Below are 3,512 nucleotides of genomic sequence, written 5' to 3'. Positions count from 1 at the left end.
GAAGCTCCCTATTTTTATTTGTTTTATGTCACATATGTATTATCGTCTAACAATCTTGATTTTGGTTTTTTGTTTTATATGGAAGTAAACATTTTGAAACATAATTAAATTTAAAAAGAATAGTTTCTTGATACTAATAGAAAAGTTATTTTTCTTTTACGTTCAACTAGTTAAAATTTAATTAGTAGGAAATTTTTAATCTGAAATTTAACCATAATACTGCTACAATTCACAATATTGTGTTAATATGGGATAAAGTCCATGTAATTGTGTAGATTATGAAAGTCCATATAAAGCCCCTTTTACGGCGCGATGTTTTTGCTATAAAACATACCTAGTAGATTTTTATAGAGGCTAAGAACATCTTACATTGAATAATGAAGAGTTTAAAGCATTATTAAATAATCGATAAAGGGGAATGTCTCTAAAACATTTAATAACCATGTTTAAAAAAAGTAATGAATAATTGACAAAAACAATTTATTCAAGCTGATGGTTACAGGTGATTCGAAGGGTGTCAGAGTCAAAGGATATATATGACAATGGCTCAGTTCGATAAGAAAGCGTATTAAATTTGATCAACAAGAGACTGTTAAAACATTGAAGTGTAATTCACACAGGATTATGGGCTTGACTTAATATTATGGGTATAAAGACACTAATGTGAGAGATTTTATGAATTAGAAAGGAGTTATATGAAGAAATTATCAGCAAGAATAAAGTGAGCTTGAGCAAAAGTTAATAAGGAGGCGAATTGTAATGAATAAAAAAATAATGGTTAATTTAGTGTTGACAATGATGCTTGTGTTGAATATCGTTTTCTCACCACAAACGATGTACGCAGTTTCGCAGGTGTTTGATACAGATACTACTACCATGGTAAAGAATGAAAAAAATGTCGATGGACAAGTGCTCGAAACTAGGACTAAGAATAAAGCTGGCGAACAAAAAGATGTGGATAATAACATTTTAAAGGATGAAACCCTTCTGGAAGAGATAGGAGATGATAATCTAAACGAAGAGACACAAGTGGATAATTCAAACAACTCAGAAGATGATGCAGAACATCTTCCTCAAAAGAAAACAGAAGTCCCAATGGATAAAGCGCCAGAAGGCATCAACAATATTGATCCTCCGATAGATGAAACGGCTGTAGAGAATGAAATGGTTCCTGAAAACGCTACTTTTAGTGTCCTTCAAGGCAACTGGGTGAAAAATGTTGTTATGACTGTCACCACAACAGACAATAACACATTCATTTTACCTGATGGGGAATCGATAACTTTTACTCCATCAGAATTAAATGCTTTAATACTTGATTATACTCTAGTTAGTCCTCCTAATACGGTAATAAATGCTGGGGACACTTATACTATTGTTTTGCCAGAAATTTTTGAAGGAAGTTCCGCAGCTGTTTCACTTCTGGTGGAAGGTACAGAAGTGGGTACTTATACTGTAACTAATGGGGAAGTTGCCATTCTTTTTAATGATAAGGCTAAGGAATTTGATGATTTAAATATAAACATAAAGATTTCTGGACAGTTCGATACAACACAATTGATTGAAGAAGAAGTTATTGAGGTTGTCATTCCATACGGTGAAGGAGGGTTTTTTACAACAACTATCATTGCTGAGGAAATACCTTATGACGGGGAAGATAAAAAAATAGCAGGACAACCCTATATTATTGATGAAAACGGAGAAAAAGTATATAAAGATGTAACTGGACAACCAGTGACAAACCCTACACATATAGATTGGACCGTTCGATTAAATGATAGTATGGCCACCGTTTCAGAGGCTACATATACCGATTATTTTGGTGATGATTTAGAGCTTTTACCAGAAAGTATCTTAGTTGAAAAGCTCATTCGTAATTACGAAAACCAAGTGATAGGCCAAGAAGAAGTAGTGGTTGCACCGTTAATAAGTGATTCGCGCTTTGAAATTGACTTAGGGTCAATTGAAGATGCCTATGATATTAGCTATACTACATTAATTAATCGACCGAATGGGGGAGGAGCTAAAACTATCAGTAATACTGGATTAATTTTCCTAGATGGTTCAGAAACTCCTGTTTCTGATAGTTTTGAGGGAACATGGTATGAAGATCTACCGACTATTACTAAACAAGGTTCAATCTCAGAGCAAGATCCCTCGATAATTGATTGGGAAGTTACTTATAATTATGGCCAGGAAGATCTTGGGACAGTAATTTTAGAAGATTTAATAAGTGGAGTGGACTCTCAAACGAAGAATATTACAGAAAAAATTAAACTTTTAAAAGATACGATTAAAGTGCGTAAGGTTGTTCCTGATAGTAACGGCAATGTTTTAAACCCAGAAGATTTCACACCAGTTAGTGGAAGCTTTCCTTTAGAACTTAATGCTCAAGGACAAGCCTATTATATTACTTTTTCGACAGAAGTAGAATTGGGTGTTCAGGGGACAGTCACTAATATTATCTCTGATAATCTAGATCCACAAAATAGTGCAACCGACTCGGTTGTTATAAATACTATTCCAACTTTTGGTAAAGCTGGGGAGCAATTGGTAGATGATGAAGGTAAGCCATATATTGAATGGAAAATTACCCTTAATTCGCAAAGAATCAATATGGGTAGCATGACAATTCGAGATGTGTTTGATCAAAGTTTATTAGACTTTAATGTTGCAGATTTATCTTCATATGAATTATACCAAGATGAGATAACAACAGAAAAGTTAATTGATAATAGTAATTACTACATTCGTAATTATACACATAGCGATAATCGAGAAGGATTTGCTCTGACTGTCCAGAATGCAGGACCTCATAAGTATATATTTGTTTATCGAACATATTACACGACAGCAGGACTGCAAGAACCTAATATAGCTAATAATGCTGAACTCGTTTACTTATTCGGTGAGGAAAGTGGACCAGGAATTTCTTTTGATGTTAACTTAGCAGGTCCTAAAGCAGGAATAAAAAAAGTTGGTTCTTATGTAACTAGCGAAGATAAAACTGAGCAATTTATTGAATGGAAGATTACTTTTAATGAAAGTAATATTAATCTTACTAAACCAATAATTGAAGATAGTTTTAGTAGTGGCAATTATAAGTATGTAAATGATTCTTTTGAATTAACTTCTACAAATGAAGGTGCTTTGGCTTTTGATCCTACTGCATTAATAATGAATCCAAGTCAAGGATTTACCTATCAATTTGGTACTGATACCAATGCTACTTATACTATTAAATATCTTACAACCGTAGATGACGCCAATAACCTCGACCAAATAAATAAAGTTACTTTAGATTGGCAAGGTGGTAAGGAAGAAGCAACAGCTAATGTTTATAAACGTCAAGCAGGTATTAATAAGAAAGCTAACATTGTGATTGATGCTGAAGGTAATAAACACATTAATTGGATTATTAATTTCAATACAAAAAAAGCCGTTTTAGCTAATGTAGTCTAGAGTTGTCAAACATATGTTACACAAGGTGCTTCTAAAATGGCATGCTTATG

1 protein-coding gene is annotated in these 3,512 nt (G+C 33.2%); it reads left to right on the top strand.

Annotation, left to right across the window (positions count from 1 at the left end; genetic code table 11):
* The first annotated feature begins 759 nt into the window (after positions 1-759).
* On the top strand, positions 760-3,462 hold the full coding sequence (locus tag ACQV2P_RS08485) for a collagen binding domain-containing protein (protein WP_428894888.1): 2,703 nt from the start codon (positions 760-762) through the stop codon (positions 3,460-3,462).
* Positions 3,463-3,512: the final 50 nt, after the last annotated feature.

The organism is Facklamia sp. P12932 (genome assembly GCF_050409545.1).
GTDB lineage: Bacteria > Bacillota > Bacilli > Lactobacillales > Aerococcaceae > Facklamia.
Note: the sequence above shows the minus strand (reverse complement) of the source record. Positions and strands in the feature narration are given on the sequence as shown.

Coding starts and splice junctions, on each gene's coding strand:
- ACQV2P_RS08485 (WP_428894888.1), top strand. CDS start 760: ATGAATAAAAAAATAATGGTTAATTTAGTGTTGACAATGATGCTTGTG.